Source organism: Paraburkholderia sp. NPDC080076, assembly GCF_050281145.1.
Taxonomy (GTDB): Bacteria; Pseudomonadota; Gammaproteobacteria; order Burkholderiales; family Burkholderiaceae; genus Paraburkholderia.
Genome location: NZ_JBNNWQ010000015.1, coordinates 98,293 through 116,519 on the forward strand (window position 1 = coordinate 98,293; position 18,227 = coordinate 116,519).

11 protein-coding genes and 1 pseudogene are annotated in these 18,227 nt (G+C 59.1%); 10 read left to right on the forward strand and 2 right to left on the reverse strand.

From position 1 onward, the window contains the following. The first annotated feature begins 261 nt into the window (after positions 1 to 261). The 5 genes from ACQKRQ_RS38340 (at position 262) to ACQKRQ_RS38360 (ending at position 6,400) form a co-directional block, all read left to right on the forward strand. A protein-coding gene (locus tag ACQKRQ_RS38340) for an IS5 family transposase (RefSeq protein WP_427482883.1) occupies positions 262 to 1,073 on the forward strand; the annotation gives its coding sequence in 2 pieces (ribosomal slippage) (positions 262 to 610 and positions 610 to 1,073; 813 coding nt in all). Between the two features lie 323 nt (positions 1,074 to 1,396). Beyond that, a complete protein-coding gene (locus tag ACQKRQ_RS38345) occupies positions 1,397 to 2,743 on the forward strand; it encodes a hypothetical protein (protein WP_427482884.1) in 1,347 nt (448 codons plus the stop codon). A gap of 18 nt (positions 2,744 to 2,761) precedes the next feature. Continuing rightward, positions 2,762 to 3,634: a trypsin-like serine protease gene (locus ACQKRQ_RS38350; RefSeq protein ID WP_427482886.1), complete on the forward strand. Its 873-nt coding sequence runs from the start codon at positions 2,762 to 2,764 to the stop codon at positions 3,632 to 3,634. A gap of 95 nt (positions 3,635 to 3,729) precedes the next feature. Further along, positions 3,730 to 5,727: a S8 family serine peptidase gene (locus ACQKRQ_RS38355; protein ID WP_427482888.1), complete on the forward strand. Its 1,998-nt coding sequence runs from the start codon at positions 3,730 to 3,732 to the stop codon at positions 5,725 to 5,727. Between the two features lie 226 nt (positions 5,728 to 5,953). Then, entirely contained in the window at positions 5,954 to 6,400 is a 447-nt protein-coding gene (locus tag ACQKRQ_RS38360) for a hypothetical protein (protein WP_427482889.1), read from the forward strand. A 237-nt stretch (positions 6,401 to 6,637) separates the two neighbouring features. On the opposite strand, the pseudogene ACQKRQ_RS38365 reads toward ACQKRQ_RS38360, so the two are convergent. Further along, positions 6,638 to 6,778: pseudogene (locus ACQKRQ_RS38365) on the reverse strand (DMSO reductase); the annotation flags it as partial. Between the two features lie 556 nt (positions 6,779 to 7,334). On the opposite strand from ACQKRQ_RS38365, the gene ACQKRQ_RS38370 reads away from it, so the two are divergent. The 3 genes from ACQKRQ_RS38370 (at position 7,335) to ACQKRQ_RS38380 (ending at position 9,766) form a co-directional block, all read left to right on the forward strand. After that, positions 7,335 to 8,498: a hypothetical protein gene (locus ACQKRQ_RS38370; protein ID WP_427482891.1), complete on the forward strand. Its 1,164-nt coding sequence runs from the start codon at positions 7,335 to 7,337 to the stop codon at positions 8,496 to 8,498. A 51-nt stretch (positions 8,499 to 8,549) separates the two neighbouring features. Beyond that, positions 8,550 to 9,380, forward strand: coding sequence for a hypothetical protein (locus ACQKRQ_RS38375; protein WP_427482893.1), 831 nt, complete (start codon positions 8,550 to 8,552; stop codon positions 9,378 to 9,380). Positions 9,381 to 9,445: 65 nt separating this feature from the next. Next, the gene (locus tag ACQKRQ_RS38380; protein ID WP_427482958.1) at positions 9,446 to 9,766 is read left to right on the forward strand and encodes a peptidoglycan-binding domain-containing protein; all 321 of its coding nucleotides are present in this window, start codon (positions 9,446 to 9,448) and stop codon (positions 9,764 to 9,766) included. 243 nt (positions 9,767 to 10,009) lie between these two features. Here the strand turns inward: ACQKRQ_RS38380 and ACQKRQ_RS38385 are convergent, their stop codons facing one another. Beyond that, a complete protein-coding gene (locus tag ACQKRQ_RS38385; protein WP_427482895.1) occupies positions 10,010 to 11,074 on the reverse strand; it encodes a C1 family peptidase in 1,065 nt (354 codons plus the stop codon). A gap of 436 nt (positions 11,075 to 11,510) precedes the next feature. Here ACQKRQ_RS38385 and ACQKRQ_RS38390 point away from each other — a divergent pair, with 436 nt between their 5' ends. After that, positions 11,511 to 14,789: a DUF6603 domain-containing protein gene (locus ACQKRQ_RS38390; protein ID WP_427482896.1), complete on the forward strand. Its 3,279-nt coding sequence runs from the start codon at positions 11,511 to 11,513 to the stop codon at positions 14,787 to 14,789. A 419-nt stretch (positions 14,790 to 15,208) separates the two neighbouring features. Beyond that, positions 15,209 to 18,226, forward strand: coding sequence for a hypothetical protein (locus ACQKRQ_RS38395; protein ID WP_427482898.1), 3,018 nt, complete (start codon positions 15,209 to 15,211; stop codon positions 18,224 to 18,226). Position 18,227 lies beyond the last annotated feature (1 nt).

Genomic DNA, 18,227 nt, shown 5'->3' on the forward strand with positions numbered 1-18,227 from the left:
CGTGCGCGTGGTGTGGCTGTCATTGACCTGCATCAGGGGTTCGCCAAAGGGAAGCTTGAGAGAGACCGGTAGGGCTACGGTTCAGCGCCCTTGTCCCGCCTGCGGGACGAATTGACGATGCGACATCAGCGAAGGTTTGTGTTCATACAGACACAACCAGCATCAGTGAGATGCTTCGTGCCGTGCTCGAGCCGTATGCGGGGAAACTCGCACGTACGGTTCTTCGGGGGCCGCGTTTCCGAGAGGGAACGCGGCTACCCTATGGCCAAACCGATACTCGATGATGAGTTGTGGGCACTCATTGAACCATTGTTGCCTCCACCCAAACCCCGCCGTTCGCGGTATCCGGGACGCAAACCGCTGGATGACCGGGCCGTGTTCACGGGCATCCTGTTCATCCTGCAGACGGGCCTGCGCTGGGACCTGCTGCCACGCGAGATGGGCTGCTGCAGCGGCATGAGCTGCTGGCGCCGTCTACGAGATTGGCAGGCCGCTGGCGTCTGGGACCGGCTGCACGAAGTCCTGCTTGCGAAGCTTCGCGAGGCCGACCGGATTGACTGGTCCCGTGTCGTTGTCGATTCCTCCTCCATCCGCGCGGTGGGTGCAGGTCAAAAACGGGACCGAATCCCACCGACCGCGCGCGACCTGGTTCAAAGCACCACCTCATTACCGAAGCGCAGGGCATCCCGCTCGCAGTAATCCTCACTGGCGCCAGTCGACACGATGTCACCCAGCTTCACGCGCTGGTTGACGCCATCCCGCCCATTGCTGGCAAGCGAGGCCGGCCACTGTCGAAGCCCCGCATCGCTCAGGGCGACCGGGGCTACGATCACGACAAATACCGCCGTCCGCTACACGCTGCTGGTATCGCCACTGAAATCGCCCGACGTGGTGAGCCTCACGGTAGCGGGCTGGGCAAAACACGCTGGGTCGTCGAGCGAACCATCTGCTGGCTTCACAACTTCCGACGACTACGCGTCCGCTTCGAACGCCCTGCATTTATCCACGAAGCCTTCATGAAAATCGCCTGCTGCATCATCTGTTGGCGAAAACTGAAGAACTCATTCTGTTAACGCCTGTAAAAAGCCTTGCTGTAGAACACTCTGCAGATTGTTCAGGTCCGACTCAATAAAGTCTGGGTGTGCAGAATCGAAATGATCAGGCGCTGCGTTGCGTTCCATGCAGCCCGGTAACCTCCAGCGGGTTTGAGCCGATCAGATCTGGCGGGCAGAACCATCGAAGTTGCCCGGACGCGATTATCTGATGCTCTGTAGCGTAGTTGTGTGCGTTGTCGAACGTAAATGCGCTGAACTTACCGTTCTGCCTCAAAGCGGTGATCCTATGATTGTTTGAACAACCGGGTCGCTCGTGTCGCACGTTCTTTTGTGGAACGGGTATGGATCACGATGGTGACAAGGCTAGGTGTCTTAAGGAAATGCTTCCGTCAATTCCCGCTTTCAACAACAACGTTACCTTGCCGCCAGAGGGAAAAATGAAGTCGATACTGTTTTCGCTCGCAGGTTGTTTGGTGCTCGCTGCATGTTCAGCCGGCAACGTCGAGCAGGCCGCGGGAAATTTCCATAACGGCTACACAGACGCGACGAAGACAATTGCGAATCGCACGGCGGCGTTGATAAGCGCCGAACGAACGAAATCGACATTTAATCGCTACGGAAACGCCAATTCGGTGCAGCCTGGTTCCCAAGCGCTTAATGATTTCGCAGGGTATGTTTGCATGTCTGTTCCTCATGGCCTGGACTCGATGAAAGCCGGCCTTTCTGAGCTGCATCAGGCAAGCCTGGTGGTGGATCCAGACAACATAAAGGCGGATAAATCATTGCCAGGCAAGATCAAGGGAATTCTGGACGCAGCGAAGGACTTCGAGCCATTGAAAGCGTCGGGTCAACCCACTCAAGCGGACGATAAGAGCTATTGCGAAGCGGTCGTGGCTGTTTATATGAGTCTTTCACCGAAGGATCTTCCGTCCATGAGCGGTAACGAAGCTGAGCCGGTAGGCGCGTTCGCGTTCACACCAGCGCTGGCGATCGTAACTGCCGCCTGGAAAGCCATGGACGCGACATTGGGCATACTTGAAGAGCAGGCGCGCGCTGAGAAGTTAAAGCGCTACATCCGTGACCAGAGAACGCAGGACAATGTACGCAACGCATTCGAAGAAACCTATCTGGCGGACGTAGCGGCGCGCGATTTTTGCGAGAACAGAAAATACGCAATCCTCTGTGCAGCAAGTGTTTCCAAGGCGCCGCCGCCGTCCCATCCAGAAAAAGGCGGAACGGGTCAGGATGCGAGCAAGGCGGATACGTCCCGGCGTGCATGCTTTGCAGAAATCGATCAGACGTTGTTCACGGTTCCCGATCAAAAAACGATCCTGGATTCCATTACGATCGAGGAGAGATGGTCGAATCTCCGGCTAGCCTGGTACAACTTCTACGCACTTGATCAGAAAGCCGGTGGGGTGAACGGAACACAGCAACGCCAGGCGCTTGATCAGGCCGTGAGCGACTATCTGACGGTGCCTGCGACTGCCGATGTTGCAGGTTCAATCGTGCAGGCGTGGGCAAAGCTCACGTACATGGCCAATGGATGTCTGACCGATGCCGAGGCGTTTGGGGAGCTGAAGGTTTTCGCGGAAAACGCGAATGCGGTCTACAACTCGGCCAAAAGCGTGTCGGATGCGAAAGACAAATATGATACGGCGAGCGCTGCGGCAAAAAACGGAAAATAACGTGCAGGAGGTTCAGTCATGAAGCGTCGGATTGCGGCGAGCATTCCGGTCATAGCCGGGCTGATCGCCTCCATTGTGCTGTTGGGCGCCGTCGAACTACCTGGTTCCGACTCATTTGTGTCCAACACGGGTGATTTGTCGCTGGCGCCCGTGCGAGACGCGCCTGCCGTGCAGCTCGGTCCGCAACTTGCCGGCAATTCGCGGCCAGCGGACACTTCAAAATGGCCCGCGTCCTATTATGGCGCGCAAGGCGGGATGATCTGCTCGGCGACCGTAATCGGTCCGCGCACGGTTCTTACTGCGTTGCATTGCGTGGGCAACAATAAGCGGATCACACTGAGCGCGAAGGCCGGTGCGCCAATCACAGGCATTTGTCACCATCCGGATGCATACGAGAAGGACCACGATCTGAGCGCGGAGTACGCATTGTGCCGTATGGACGAGGTCGTCCAGATTCCTCGTTACGAGAGCGTGTCTCTCGATGCGGGGCGCCTTGTCAAAGGCGCACTGCTTTTGACGACGGGGTACGGGTGCCTCATTCAGGGCGGCCCGACGCGGTCGAATCAGATGGCGATTGGTTCGATGTGGGTGGGCAAACCGGCTGGATTTGACGCCTCCTTTCCTAATCTGTTGACGACCGACGGCGCGCTTGCAAACACGGCTTTTCTCTGCCAAGGCGACAGCGGAGGGGGGGCATACGTTGGCGAGGAGAATGGCGCCCGGGTCGTGGTGGCCGTCAACGCCTGGGTCAAACCGTCGGTCAAGGTCTCCTATCTCGCGTCCCTCAGTACGCCTGTGGCGGTCGATTTTTTGAGCAAATGGGCGGAACACGACGGACAGGAAATCTGCGGAATCTCGAAGGGCCTCACCCATTGCGTGGTGCAGCCATGATATCGACAGAAGCGAGCGTCTCTGGAATTTGCACGAGGTGCACTCTGGTCTTGCTCATTTGCTTGGTCGTTGCTTCGGGCGCAGGTGCGCAGTCGGTGCAGCCCAAGGGATCGCAAGGGGATAGCGGCGCCGCGTCTTACCTGCCGGACAATACCATTGTCGTAAGAATCGGACAGGCGCCGAGCATCGAGCATATCGCGGCGCTCGCCAAAATTGGGGCGATCCAGACGATCAGCATTCCTCATAATACCCGGCCTGAGTCCGTATTACGTCGGTTTTGTGGTGGGTCGTTCACGGGCGCTTATCTTAAGCAGGTGCTTAGCGCTAACCCTGCGTTTCGCCTGGACGCCGAGCCTTGGGAGCGCAAGGTTCAGGTCACACCGTGCCCCCGCTTCAAGGCGCGACCCAGCGAGCGTATTGCCGACGGCGACACGCTCAATACGATCCTCGTCAGGGCCATGGGCGTAGACCGCGATCAGCCGATCAACAACTGCGCCGCCACGAGTGGCGCATCAGCTTGCCTGGTTGAGGCGGGCGTCGCCACCGCCATGCTCAACGGTGGAAGCAGGCTTTTGCTCGCAGGCGAGTTGCCGGCTGGCCGTACGGTGACGACACCTGCACGTACGGAATGGATGACCGTGCCGTTAAAGCCGGGAATCACGCCGGTTCAGGCTCAATTGTTCTTGCAGAGTGCGTCGATTAAGGGCGCGCCCTTCACAACAGCGTTCACGCCGGACCTGAAACTGATCAGGCCGCTCAGTCGGTCCGATCCTGCACTGAAGGGTTCGTCGTGCGACTCCGCAGCCAGGCTGACGAAGCCGTGGCCATTTGATCAGGCCGCTCTCCAGCACGCGCTTGAGCGTGCTATCTCGATCGCACAGCGGCGGCGTGTGCTCACGAGATCAGTGGTTCGCATCGCCGACACTGGCGCAACCGGGCTCGAAACATTTTTCCCTAGCGAGGCGCTAATGGTGCACCCGGACGTTGAGGCCGGAAGCGTGGACGAGCAGGGAATGGGGCACTACGGCTATGCGGTTGATGGGGGCACCACGGTCGAGCCACTCAACGATGACCCGAACCGCTTGCATGGCACCGAAGTCGCGGATCTGGCGTTGGGCGGGTACGAGTTTCGACAGAACTACAAGGATGTTTACAAGGTGATCGGCATCGATTTTGTCAACGTATTCAGGCCGGTGCCGAGTCACCTTGTCGAGGCTGACACGACGGCTCTCGTCAGCAGTTTCTTCATGGTTCCGCCCCGTGCGGAGATTATCAATGTCAGCCTGGGCGGTACGCGCTCGAATCCGGTGTTTGAGACTATGCTCGCCAGCTACGCCAATAGTAATGTCCTGACAGTGGTTGCCGCAGGCAACGACAACGTTGATCTCAACGAGCATCGGCTTTACCCGGCATGGAATGGTGGCGCGGGGCAGTTCGAGAACAAGATGATCGTGGTTGGAGCAGCGCAGCCCGATGGAACGCGTGCGCCATTTTCCAACTACGGCGAAGGTCGGGTCGACATCCTCGCGCCCGGCTGCCGTCTTCAGTTAAATACACCAGAAGGGCGATTTGATGATGTCGGCACGTCGTTTGCGGCGCCCGCGGTTACGTTTGCCATCGGTATGACGCATGGTCTGGGCGTGGAGAGCCTGCTGGACGCGAAAAAGCACGTCATCGCTTCGGCCGACTACTCGCCGGCCATCGAAGGTAAGGACACGATACTCGGTGCGCGCCTGAATATCGTCCGCGCGGTCGAAAGCATCTACGACGATGTCATCACGGACAAGGATGGAAACGATCTGCCAGGCAAATGGCAGCGCGTGGACAGCATACGCTTCTGCAGGGGGCAGGAGAAGATGAACACACGCACCATTCTCAGGGTTGATGCGCTTAACGGTCCTGATAGCAAGGTCATGTTGCGAGTGCTTCGGGACGACGGCGAACATGGTATTGGTAAACCGATCATTTGCGAGCAGGGCGAAGGCATTACGGTTCAGTTGCTCGATCCAGGGACGGGCAGACTCGGCGAGCCCAAGACATTCTCCTGGAACACGATAGGCGCCTTCGTACCGGCAAGGTTTGTGGTGCAATGAGCGCATGATGTGACAATGGCATCGTGCGACCACACCGTGAGCATTCTTTCGGGTACGCCCGAGATCCGGATCCCGTCAGCACATAGCGTTTAGCAGCACGGTTTATCGAACGCAATGCACTGTGCGCTGGCTAACGCTAGTCAACCGTTCTGACAGGAAACATTTGTGTATGTGTCTATGCTTAAGAACCGAGCATCAATAGACGAAATGACCGGGAGCCTGCGTCATGTACCAATTATCCGAACTGTTTCCTTCCCCTTCAATCGACACCTTGTCTGAAAAGGCGCAAACGGCGGCTGTGAAAACCGTCACCGTCATGGTGTCAAATCGCGAAGGCGGCGATGTTGCTGAAGGCACCACGAAGCGCAACGTGCAGGTGGTGCTCCTGTACGGGAATCAACGGCTCGGCCCCATTTCGGTGGCCAGTTCCGTGGATCCGGGCAAACACGCTACGCTGCAGTGGAGTGTTCCGGATGACACAGCCGACTCTGTGCGCTTTTACTGGGAAGAAAAGATCGGAATCCAGAACGTGCATCGCACAGCCTGGTTCGAGCGCGCCCCGAAAAACCTGGGCAAGCCCTGGAACGCGCTGTATCTCGGGTTCACGACAGACGCCCTGAACAACAAGCCGTATGAGGTCGCCCGCGGTGGAATCGGGTTCATGTCCAGTTAAGCGTCGCCCTCGGGGCGTAAGCGTTACAGAACTCAACCGCCCATCGTTGAACAGCATAGCTGTGCTCAGTGCAAGAGTGCACGTCCAGTCAAGCGGCGTGCTTCCAGCACGCATCCAGCCCGTGTGTGCGCCTGGTGCCGAAGCCGGTCCGTGCGGCGGGGCAGTCAAGAAAGAGTCACAAATTCTCCGACGTGCACAAGGAACACGTGTGCTCGCACGCGGGATCACCGCGCGTGCTTACTCCTGCTGATAGTAGAGATTCTGGGGATGCTGCGCTTGCGCGAAGAAGAACCAGCGTTCCGCAACGAGGCCCGCGTACTCGACCACGGAACCCATGCACAGCAGCGCAAACGACAGGCCAAGCGGGCGCACACTGCCAATGCTGGACCATTATTGTGATTCGTGCTTCTATGTAAACGGAAAAGATGTACTAAACGCAGCAATGGAAGATCGCTGTGGACGGTCCGTTGGGCAAAGATTGTCTTGATGGCCGGTGCGTCTGGAGGGAGTCGGTGACTTCACTTCCTCCTTGCAATCAACTAACGATAAACTATCATCCATTCAACGCCACTCAATGTAGTTCGATCATTAAATAGTTTAGTGACCCGTCAACACTGTTGGCGCTCGAAAGACTGACGTCCTTATCCAGACAAGATTGGCAATCGAAAGTTCATCTGGAATATCTGTTAAGGGCAATTCCTGCTGGACGCAACAAACGGGCGCCGTCGGCGGCGAGGCGCTTTTTAACATCTGGAATAACGCGGTCCTGTGTGCATCGTTGTTTCGTATCTATCGCATGCACTTCCGGGCCACCCATGACAGCACCGTTCGGACGCATGCTTGCAGCATGATCTGAATTTGCATTATTGAGTTCAGCGAGATCACGTGCAGACCGCAAGGTTATCGCAGACCAAAAGGTCGCGAGGGAGGAGCTATGGCGAACGGGCCACGCAATCTTGTTGAGGATGCGTTTTACGCCGACGAATGGCCATTAGCGCCGGTCTTGACGGCGAATCCGCGCGGCGTGCAATTCAGTCGCTTCACAGCGGTTATTCCAGGCTTTCCGCCGGCAATAGAGCCGATGAGCAAATTCACTCAGATGCCGAACCCGCTCAATCCCACGGTCACGGCCGGACTTGCACAGCCGGAAGTGATCCCGGCAGAGTTTCAGAACGATCTGGAGGCTTTCTGCATATTCGTGCCACCGCTTCTCGCCGCCACGCTGATCGTCAATCCCCAAGCCGTAGCCAAGGTCACGCTGCTCTTTTGCGTCGGCACCGAGTTCAACCGGCACGGGCTCAGGACATTCTTCGTCCCCAAGGCCGATCGCGTGCTGATCACGATATCCGGAAGGGAGGCCGGAAGCGTCAAGGCCTGGGGTGTCGGCATTTCGGACCAGCAGATCCGCCAGCTCTTCGTTGAGGCCGGATTTCCGTCGGCAACGATCGTCGCCGATACGTTTGCCGGTTATAGCACCGGCTATCGCGGCGTGAACGGCACTATCAACAACCGGCTCGTCGGGCTCGATCAGCTAAAGCGCATCGTATTTCTGGATGCTCTCTATCGTGGCGACGATCCGCCGCCCGGCGGCAACACGTCGAGGATGATCCGGGCAGCTCGTGCCGTCAATCCGAATGCCGACCTTGTGGTCTATGAAGTCACGGATGGAGGAACACCGCGGGACGCCGCAGGCAGTACCGCCGTTTTACTGCCACCCACTGCTCGCTCTATTAACCTGAAGCCCCGGCTTGACGCGCTCAAGGGGTTTATCCTGGCGCGCGTAAGTGAGAACGGTGTCAACGACGGCTATCTAGTGCCGAATTCAATCCCGGCCGCCATCCGGCAACTCAGCGTCGATCTGCCGCCGCGCGGAACGCTGGCTTCCTCGCCCTTGACGGAGGCCCGCGCCTCCAACGGCACGCTTGCAGCATGGGCTGCTGGCCGTCATGCGAGCATCGCAGCTGGCGTTGCACAATCCAGACCGCTGATGGAGCTCATTCAGCAAAACATTCTGACCGGCTGGGCCTTTCCGGATCTTGGCTCGATGTGTCATGACGGTTTCATGCCAGAATTCGGCTGGGAATTCCTGGCCGGATAGCTCCTGCGTGATTCGAAATGGAGGTTCGCATTCGTTGGAGGTATAGAGTCCATGATCGCACGAACTTTTCTCGATTTCCCTTGCGACGGCGGTGTCAACGCAGCGATGGACGCCAAATTAACGATTGCAGACAATCTGCTTCGGGCAACCTATGCCGCCCAGTTCGCTGCGCGGCGTTTCACCGGGAGCTTCACCGAATGGGCACAGATCCGACAGTCGCACGGCGTAACCCATCCAGGCGGGCACGCGCCTGGTGACGCCATGGACGTCAATTACGACACGAATTCCTATATCGCCACACGCACGCCGAAGGGAGCGGGCGGCGTCGTCTATGGCGGCGAAGCCCCTGAGCCGCCTGGAATCCGCATGGCACGACTGCTCGCCACGACAGTCTACGATCGAGCCATGGCATTTTTCTCCGTCTCCAGCAATGTCGCAAATGTCAGCGCGCGAGCGAGCGTCGAAACGACCACCAATGTCTTCCTGCGGTTTAAGGCAGCGTCGGACTCACTGCGTGACTATTTCGGATTGGTGTTTCTGCCCACGCTGCCATCCGCTATCACTAACCCGCCACTGCCCGGCGGCAACAACCCGTCGCACCTTCAACGACGACCGGTGGCCAATGCACAGCGGGCCACGTTACACGATCTCCTCGCCGCGATTCCCAAGCTGAGCGTCTTTCCGATGTCGACGCACGCGCCAGGATCCAGGCGCTCGTGTCCAATGTCGGATTTCCGGTCGACCACCCCGGCTGGGATTTCACAGTCGACTTTTGGTATCGCCAAATTCTGCGGGACTTTGAGACCGTTCGCGTACCGATGCAGTTCGGCGCGCCGTCGCTTTCACCGGCTAGCACGCGAAACCCGGCCAATGGTTTTCTGACGTTGCGGGAGGAAGTAGTCACCACGCTGGCGGGCGACCCTTCGGTAGTCCTTCTAAACCCATTGATGCGCTGGGGCGTTTGCGATTTTGGCCAAAGCGCCAGCGGCGATGTGCAGCATTTTGATCTCCGACCACGCATCCCATCGGGCGTAGTCGGAAGCGAGCCGCCCGAAGTTAGAATTCAGCTCGGAACCGTTTCGGGCGTTCAACAGGGACTCGGCGCGCTCGGGTTCGACGCGGGCGACGTAACGGGCGTCGCTGGACCCTCTACAACTGCAGCGATCACGGCGTTTCGTGCAGCGCGCGGCCTACCGCCAGGCGGAATAGACGTCATCCTTAGGGCCACTTTGGACCTCGCACTTCGCCAGGCTGCCGTACCGTTTTAGCTACATCGCGATCACGCGAAGTCTGCATTATTCAATAGAACCATGTACTGCTTTTTTAAAAAAATAGTTTTGTGAAAGAACAAAATTCCGACTAAGTGAGATGAGCAAAACGTTGCGTGATACATCGGTGTGTCGAACAGTTCTTCCGCCGGCAAGGCAATCGGCAACGCACTCACCAGCAGCTTTTGGGAAATGTGGAACCTGGCACGACGGTCGGGTTCGGCCAAATCTTGCTAGACGCTGCTACTCGAATGGACCGCGGGCTATCACAAACGCTTCACATCCGAAATTAGCAATATAGGCGTAAGGGATCGTTCCATACCCGTTAGGCAACGCTACTCGATCACCCCAAATATTCAAGAGGCCCCAGTTTGCCCCCCAGCTATTGCGAACGATGAAGCGGCCACCTCCAATTTCCGGGGACTCTGGTTGGTCCATGTATCCGACGACGCACATCGCATGCGCCTCCACCGACTTCTCATCGGGAATGGGCATCGTGATCTGTCCAAGGAAGTTTGACCAGGCGTTCTGACTCCATGATTTGAATACAGGCACCCAGAATGTCACCGCACGCTCATTGTCTATTGCCGCACGAAAGTCGGCGATGGACTTGCCATTCAACGCACGGCCTTCCCTGATCCGGGTCTGAGATCCGATTCCCGAAAGCGCGAGCTCAGGCAGAACAGGAAGCGGGGTACCAGGATCGTTGGGGGCCGCCGGCGATTCATACGGCCAATCCAGTTCGGGCACCGTACCGTCTTTTTGCAAAGAGCGATAAGCGTTCGAAACAAGGGTTCCAGGCTTGTTGTTCTCATCCGCCTTTTTGCACCGATAGTAAAGCCACTGCTCCGAGCAGTCTTCGAGGTCAATCAAAAATCCAAACGGGCCCGGATGCTTGCGGACATTGTGCTCAAGAGCCGCGAGACTTGAGAAAGCAACACACGTTGGACGATTGCCCTGGTACCGGATCGGCGACATGTCGGGCACGAGTGACTTCGTAGAGGGATGAAGAGGCGGAGGAGGAAGGCCAGCACCGGGAGCATAGGAGGCCGTCAACGGCGCAACAGGGACCCCAAATGCATATACAGCAGCGTCGATGATCGCCTTGATCGCCGGAGGAATGACGTCTAGCGGCGGCAACGGAAGTGTCGCGAGATTGATTCCACCAAGAAAGGTCTGCAGCAGCGGACCTGAAATCTGTGCTGCCCCCAGAACCTGTTCGACGGACGTGAACGCAAGACGGGATAGATCAGATACCAGGTTCGGAGCAAAAGGCTGGAGAACCGAAATAGGTGTCGGCATTTTCATTCCTGTCTGGTTGGAGAGCGGGACTTGTCACATGCTCAATTTATATGTCATCGATCTGGCGCAAGCAAATTTAATCAAGGAATGAAAAGTCAATCGCATCGTGTCTTTGGTAAGTAACCGTTCCCCGTTTTCGACGTGCAATCTGTTGTGTTGGCAACCGCACAGTTTCATCAAGAAATCAGAAAATCAAATGGATACTTCTTACAGGCTTCTACCCTCTCCATTGCATGCGTGACATACTCTGCAAAAAACTTTGACAAGATGCTAAAAGTAGATAAATTCTGGTGTTGTAACGTAGTTATCTGCCGCTTCCGGTTGTAGTCGGTCTTTGACACCTATGTCTCTTAGGATCGCATGCGATTCCAAAAGAAATTCGCCCAGCTCCCATCCGCTTCCCTAACATGAAAAGCATGTCGCCTAGCAGAAAGGAGGCAACGTGTCCAAACCGGACCAAGCGTTTAAGCAAGTTTATGACTGGTTCCGTACGACCATCACGCATGCGCTAAGCGCCCTACCCGACCCGCAGCGCGTCGATGCCGAGAGGCTCGTGTGGCAGATGCTTGGTGTACTAGATGCCGATGCTCCGCCCATCGATCCGGATCTTTCTGATTTCGCGCCCAATGGCGCCCACGCCGAATCGCTGTCCTTCGCGGTCGGGGTCATCGGCGAAGCGCTCACTGCGTTGAATTGCATGCGTCAGGCGGTCGACGCAATGGAAGGCGGAAATCCCACGGCGGCACTGGCAATGCTTGATCCAGTCCTGCAGCAGATGGAAGGATTCGCAACGCAGCCGAAACTAGGCTACCCGAGCGCGTTTAGTCTGGGAAAGATCCTCTTGATGCTAAGCGGGGACACCGAAGCGTCTCCAGTTGCCGGTCAGGAAGCGGCCCGGCTGGCCGACCTCACCGGTGCAACCACTGCGCCACAGATCAGGGACACCCAGGCGGCGCTCGGCCTCCTCGTGGTCGTTGCGGGCAGTCTGCTCGATTGCTCCTTCACCGCACCCAGCACGGGTGATGCCGCCCTCGGTTTCGCTGGCGGCCTGCCAGCTCTACCGCCGTTGCCAGTAAAGATCGATTTCGCCACGCTCGATCTACCGCCGCAAATCGGTGGCGTGATCGAGATTTGCACATCCGCGCCGATCGGCGTGAAGGCTGGCCTCAATCTTAGTCTGAAGAACATCAAGTCGAACGACATCGCCGGCTTCGCAATCGAGCTCACCACCACGCCAGGCGTCGACGTCTTCGTTCCCGTCGCGCCTCGCGGCCAAGTGCAGGTGAGCAGCGACTTCAATCTGGACATGAGCTTCGTGCGCAGCAAGGACGACGGCACGCTGGTGATCGGCCCGTTCGGCGGTGTGGAGTTGCGCATTGGCGAGCTGGGTGTCGGTCTTAGCCTGATCAACAGTGCGCCCAAGCTCAGTTTCTTCGCGCGCGAGAGCAAGGCTCGCTTCATTCCAGATGACAGCTTTCTGCCACAGGTGCTTGGGAAGGACGTGAGGCTCGACTTCGCACTCGAAGCTAATGCTGATCATCTGGGCAGGCTGCGCCTGAAAAACGGCACGGGCCTCACGGCCAGCCTGCCGATACCCACACTCCCTGCCGGGCCGTTCAAGCTCGAGCTTATCAATCTGGGTTTCGCGCCCGTCGACGGCAGCTTCCTGCATCTCCAAACCGAGTTCTCGGCTAGTTTCGGCGTCGAGCTTGGGCCATTCGAAGCCGTTGTGGATCGCATGGGCATGCTCGTCGATCTCCAGGTTGGCGGCAAGCCTCCCCCTCACTTTTCATTCAAGCGGCCCAACGGGATCGGTCTAAGTCTGGACGCAGGCGTCGTCAAAGGTGGCGGCTATCTGGCCGTTGACGCGACGGGATATGCCGGCACGCTTGAGCTCAAGCTATTAGCGATCGACGTCAAGGCGATCTGCGTCCTCAGCACGACGGAAACAGGCTATTCCCTCCTGCTCTTGATCTACGGTGAATTTCCACCCGTCCAGTTGTCCTTCGGTTTCACGCTCACCGGAATTGGCGGCCTGATTGGGGTGCAGCATACGACAAACATAACCGCACTGTCCCAAGGCATCTCCAACGGCGCGCTCGACGCGGTCCTCTTTCCCACCAATCCGGTGGGCGATGCACCCAAGATCATTTCCACGCTTCGCACGCTTTTCCCCGTGAAGCCAGGCGGTTTCGTGATCGGACCGATGCTTGAGCTCGGCTGGGGTACACCCAGTCTGCTCACCGTGCGCCTGGGCCTGCTCGTTGAAGCCAACCAGTTTGTGCTGCTTGGCCAAGGCATCGTGCAATTGCCTCCACTCGTTAGCGCAGACCTCTCACTGCTTTACCTCCGCCTAGACTTCGTGGGCTCGGTTACGTTCGAGCCGCTGCGCATCGGCTTCGATGCCAAGCTGGTGAACTCGCACGTCGCCTTCATTTCCATCACCGGTCAGTTCGCGTTCCGCGCTGCGTTCGGCGACCATCCGACCTTTCTGATCAGCGCAGGCGGCTTCCATCCCAAATTCAAAGAAGTACCTTCCGACATCCCCTCGCCGTTCGATCGGGTTGGCGCAAGCTACGACATTGGTATTATCGGTGTGTCCTTCAAGGGCTATTTCGCGATCACTTCGGCGACAGTGCAAGCGGGTTCCGATCTGCGCGTCTGGGCAGACATCGGGATCGCGAGCATCGAGGGCGGCTTTGGCTTTGACGCAATCTGCTACCTCGAGCCCAGGTTCTACTTCGAGTTCGATCTGCATGCATATCTGGCGATCCACGTGTTCGGCCAGGACTTCTCCTCAATCAATCTGGACGGATTGCTTGCGGGCCCGGGGCGCTGGCACATCGTGGGGCGGGCGGAAGTTCATACCCCGTGGCCGCTGCCCGACTTCAGCTTGCATATCGACGAAGCGTGGGGTACTGACCGCGACACGCCTGTGGTCGCTGTCAGGATCGCCGACAAGCTGGCGCTGGAAATCGCAAAACAAGGCAACTGGAGCGCACAATTGCCGCAAGGCGGTGATGGATTCCTGACCTTGGCGCGGGTCGATCCGGGCACGGCCCTGCTCGCGCATCCGCTTGGCGGCCTCGAGTTCCGCCAGAAACTCGTGCCACTCAATTTACGGCTTCAGAAGGCAAGCGGCAGCAAGATCGACGGTCCGAATGAGTTTGGCGCAGGCTCGCTGCAGCTCGCCCGGGGAGACAACGCAGGACCACCATCCAGGCTCCCGGAGGCGCTGCCCGACACTTTTGCCGCTGCGCAATTTCTCGAACTCTCGCAGGACGACAAACTCGCAAAGCCCTCTTTCGAGTCCTACACAGCGGGTTATGCCCTTCGCGATGACGACTTCGTACTGGGGGAGATCGTCGAAGAGACTCTGGACTACGAGGAAGTCGACCTCGGCGCCAAGCGCGGGCCACGCAAGCTGCGGCGCATAGGAAGCATGGCCTTCTCGGATCAATTCCATGGCGTGCTGATGCGATTCGGTGCGGCCGGACTCTCGCCATTGCGCGACAAGGCGTTCGTTCAACCTCCGCAGATCGCGCCCGTACGTGTCGATCCCGCGCCGATGGCGGTGACGTCGAAGGTGACGTTGGAGCTCACTGCCGCCAAGACCTACAGCAGCGTGTGGCAGGCCGATCAGGCATACCGCTTCGACATGGCACTCGACCCCCGCCAGCACCAGGCGGTAGAGATGGCCGAAATCGCGGAGGCTGCATGAGCATCCCGTATCGTTTTGCGCCCTGGGCACGACGCGGGCTCGCTCGCAGCCACCAGAACGAGGATGACGGCAATGCGCTTGCTGTGCGTGCCCAGGTCACAGTCGGCCTTACGCTGCAAGCGAAGCAGGACGGTGCAGGCGTGGCCGTGGTGTCAGGCAATCTGGATCTCGCACTGTATGGACCGGCCGACATCATCGGTATTGATCCGCGCCTCATCGTGCGCACTGATCCCAAACCGAACGTCACCAATTTCGAACCGAACTACCTCGCGATCGTCGACTTCGATCCGCCCGACTTTCCGTGGCTGCTTACACCCGCAGCGCCCAACGTAGACCAGCGTCTGCGTCCGTGGCTCGTGCTGGTCGTGATCGATCGCGCAGTCGCTCCGGCGCTCCCGCAGGTGCGTGCCGGCCAACCATTGCCCTCGATCGAACTCGCTGGCGGGCAGATCGCAAGCGAACTTCCGGATCTGGGCGAATCCTGGCTGTGGGCGCATACACAGGCTGTTCCCGTGAGCAACAACGATGCAGCACTCGCCGCCGAACTCAAGCAATACCCAGAACGCAACATCTCGCGCCTGGTGTGCCCGCGGCGCCTTGAGCCATACCACGATTACCTTGCTTGCGTGGTGCCGGCCTTCGATCAGGGACGGGCGCGAGGGTTGGGTGAAGCGCCCAAGGGTGACACGCTGAGCCCCGCCTGGGATCGCGCGCCCCGCGACAGCCTCGTTCTGCCGGTGTACTACCACTGGACCTTCTCGACAGGCCCGGAAGGCGATATTGAGTCGCTCGCACGACGCTTGCGCACGCCTTCAGCCTACGCTGGCGAAACTGAATTCCTCAGGAAGCTCGCGGCCATCGGCATCCGCAAGGTAGCGGTCGATGCTGACCGTCTTCTTTGTGACGTCCCGACTCCTGATCAAACGGTCTTCGAAGGCGCGATGATCTCGCTGGACTACACGCCCGAAGAGACCGACAAGCATCCTCTTTTCGCACAAAACCTGGAGGCGATTCTGAACAGCGGCCAGGCGCTCGCAAACAGCGGCACACCGAAAGACGATCGGGTGCCGACGCTCTCGCCGCCTTTGTACGGTGAATTTCCGGCGAAGCGCCTTACGGTGGACTCCACGCGGATCGGACAGCACTGGCTGGAGGACCTCAACCTGCAGCCGCGGTATCGCCTTGCCGCGGGCTGGGGCGCTGAAGTGGTCCGTCGCAACCAGGACGGGTTCATGCAGGCGGCGTGGCAACAGGTGGGCGATGTGCTCGCTGCGGAACGTGCTTTTTCGCTGTCGCGGCTCGCGCACGACGTGTTAAAGGCAGTCGAAGCGCGCCATCTCACGAAACTGTCCGACGTGCGTCTGCTGGCACTGCTGGCGCCGGCGCGGGCACGCGTGAAGATTGCGCCAGATCTGAGCCTGTACGGGCGTCTTGCTGGTGTCACGCTACCCGACGAACTCTTCGACGGCGCGATGCGCCGCCTCACCAGTGCGCGCCGTCCGATCTTGCGTATGGCGCAGTGGCGCGAGCGAAATCTCGGGCTCACGCCACTCCCGGCGCAAATGACTGCGTTGATGAACAGGTTCGCCAACGCCACCCAACAGATCACCGCGATCGACCCCAACCGATTCGTGCCCGACGGAATTATGGGAAGCCGCTCTTTCGATGCGATTCCGCTGCCGGCCGACCCCGACGCACTCGTGGATCTCGCCCCCTTCATCGGAATGCCGGGGAGCAGGGCGGCGGGCGCGATCGCCAAGCTCCAGCGTGCTGCCGCGAGCGCGCGCCGCCAAGCGTCCAGAACAGAGCGTACGCCGCCGCAAATGGGCGATATCTGGCATCAAGGCATTCTCACCGATACGCATCTGCTGCGCATCGCCCAGCTACGGCGAGTCGCGGGGCAACCTCTGCTCGGAGACGTCCGCGAACTGGTGACACAGGCGAGCCGCGGTGGCGCGCAAGGAGTGCTGTTGACAGTTCAGCAAGGCGGTCAGCCGCACGCCCAGGCGCTCAAGATCGACCGGGCGAGCGGGACGCTCAAGACGATGGGTAGCAAGTTCACACCGGGGGCGCGCAAGGCGATCCGCACGCTACGTTCCTCCCATGGGCATCTGGGCAGCGTACACGCCCACGCGCTACATCTCTATGGAAAGCAGGCGGTGTTCACCAGCTTGCCGCCGGGCGCCTTGGGCGGCGCGGCGCCAGTCCAAATTCGGCTTCGAGGCCCCGGGCAGTTTTCACCCACGGTACCACCCGCTGAGGCGGTGCCCTCCATTACCCTGCCGCCCGCGATCAAGTCGCGCGAGGTGCTGCTTCGCTACTCGCAGGCGTTCAAGGATTTCCAGAACCTGTGGACCGATCCACAACAAGCCGAAAAGATGGTAATCGCGCCCGTCGACTTTCCGCTCCCATCCTCGATCACCGCCCTGCGTGCACGGATCGACCCGGCGCGTACAGTGCCATTGCGGCTTGCCACGACGTTGACCTTGGGCGGCCACGCGGTCGGCTGGACAAGCGATGTGGGGCTCACCAACGACTTCATCGCGACCCGGATGGATCTCGCCCTCCTGGAGCGTCTGCGCTACGTTATCCCGGTGCACTTCGATCGGGTAATGGCGTATCCGCAACTCATGCTGCCGCTCTCGAAGAAACTGGAAACACTCGCGCCGGACGTGTTCCTGCCTGGCGTCGGCGTGTTGCCGGACGACTTCATCATGGCGGTGAAGACCAACCCTCGTTTTGTCGAGTCGCTGATGCTTGGTGCCAACCACGAGATGTGTCGCAAGCTATTGTGGCAGGGCTTTCCCACTGACCAGCGCGGCACGCCGATGTTGAACTTCTGGCAGCGTCTCGACGGCAAAGGCGACATTGAGCCGATTCACAAGTGGCTCGAACGGCCGCTCGGTGCACAACCAGCGAGCAACGAAATGACCGTGCTCCTGATCCGCGGGCAATTGCTTGAGCGCTTTCCGACGCTCTCCGTCTACGCATATCCCAAGGGCGATCACGACACCCGCCCAGGCGAGAGCGAGCCGCACGAGGCCGGACAGCAAGCCGAGATGCTCGCCGCCAACGCCAAGCTGCCGATACTCAAAGGACATCTCGGCAAGGACATCAGCTATCTGGGCTTCGAAATACGACCCGACGACATGGTGAATTACTTCTTCATCCTCGAAGAACAGATGACCGAGCCGCGTTTCGGCTTCGACGAACCCGATCAGGAAGGCGGCGACGGGCAGGGCTGGCTGAACGTGGACTGGAAGGAAGTGGGAGTCAACGGTGGCGTGTACTTCGGCAGTGCGCAACTCGCGCACGCGCCGCCCGCCAAGGGTCCGAGGTGGGACAAACCGCATGCCGCCACGATCGCCGACGCGCTGATGCAGCGTCCATTTCGCGGCTACTACTCGGGCGAAATGCTGAAGATGCCCCGCAATTGAA

What these genes read in the sequence shown, in the direction of transcription:
- ACQKRQ_RS38345 (WP_427482884.1), top strand. Translation starts at nt 1,397, where the DNA reads ATGGATCACGATGGTGACAAGGCTAGGTGTCTTAAGGAAATGCTTCCG.
- ACQKRQ_RS38350 (WP_427482886.1), top strand. Translation starts at nt 2,762, where the DNA reads ATGAAGCGTCGGATTGCGGCGAGCATTCCGGTCATAGCCGGGCTGATC.
- ACQKRQ_RS38360 (WP_427482889.1), top strand. Translation starts at nt 5,954, where the DNA reads ATGTACCAATTATCCGAACTGTTTCCTTCCCCTTCAATCGACACCTTG.
- ACQKRQ_RS38370 (WP_427482891.1), top strand. Translation starts at nt 7,335, where the DNA reads ATGGCGAACGGGCCACGCAATCTTGTTGAGGATGCGTTTTACGCCGAC.
- ACQKRQ_RS38375 (WP_427482893.1), top strand. Translation starts at nt 8,550, where the DNA reads ATGATCGCACGAACTTTTCTCGATTTCCCTTGCGACGGCGGTGTCAAC.
- ACQKRQ_RS38380 (WP_427482958.1), top strand. Translation starts at nt 9,446, where the DNA reads ATGCGCTGGGGCGTTTGCGATTTTGGCCAAAGCGCCAGCGGCGATGTG.
- ACQKRQ_RS38385 (WP_427482895.1), bottom strand. Translation starts at nt 11,074, where the DNA reads ATGAAAATGCCGACACCTATTTCGGTTCTCCAGCCTTTTGCTCCGAAC.